Source organism: Neisseria sp. P0021.S006 (assembly GCF_051956895.1).
On record NZ_JBQCWZ010000615.1, the window covers coordinates 1 to 796 of the forward strand.

At 48.2% G+C, this 796-nt stretch carries 1 protein-coding gene; it reads right to left on the reverse strand.

What is annotated here, in order from left to right:
- Window positions 1–721 (reverse strand): porin (locus ACTHUM_RS16050; RefSeq protein ID WP_440403429.1); only part of this gene is annotated, 721 nt, incomplete at its 3' end.
- Between the last annotated feature and the right edge of the window lie 75 nt (window positions 722–796).

Sequence of the window (796 nt, forward strand, 5' to 3'; positions counted from 1 at the left end):
AGTGTACGCCGCCGCCGACAAAGAGATTGTCTTTATCGTAATAAGTTTCGACTTTGGCGATTTGCGCCGCTTTGACTTTGCCTGATTTGTCGGTGTACGCGCCGTTGTAGTGGCCGTAAGCCGCATTGGCGGTAAAGCCGTTTTTAGAGAAACTCACGCCGCCGGTGTATTGGTCTTTGGCCGGTTTGGTGTGCGTGTATTTGTCTGAAGGATTGCGGTTGTCGCGCGGTGCGTAAGACACGTTGAATTTGAATCCGCCGAAATCCGGGCTGTCGTAGCGTACAGCGGCGTTACGGTTGCCGGTACGGGTAAAGATGCCCAAGCCTGCGGCATTGGTTTTGTACATCCATGGATCGATGGTGTCCATTTCGTTCAGCATATTGCTGAGTTTACCGGCACGGACTTTACCGAATTTACCTTGCAAACCAATGAAGGAATCGCGATTGGCAAAACCTTGAGAACCACCGGTAATGGCCGTTTTTTGTTCAACTTGCCAGATAGCTTTCAAATCGCCGCCGAGGTTTTCGCTGCCTTTGAAACCGATACGGGAGGTATTGTCATTGATGCTGGTTGCGGTAGAGCTGGTTTCAGAACCTGCATCACCTTTGATTTTTACTTGACCGACGGTCACGCTGCTTTTGATTTGACCATACAGAATGACGTCTGCAGAGGCAGCCAGCGGCAAACCGGCAATAACCAAAGCGATAATCGATTTTTTCATTATTCTCTCCAAAACAAAGTTAAAATCTCGTGAAAACACGTTTGGCAATATTAATGTTTTCCAACGCTACAAACA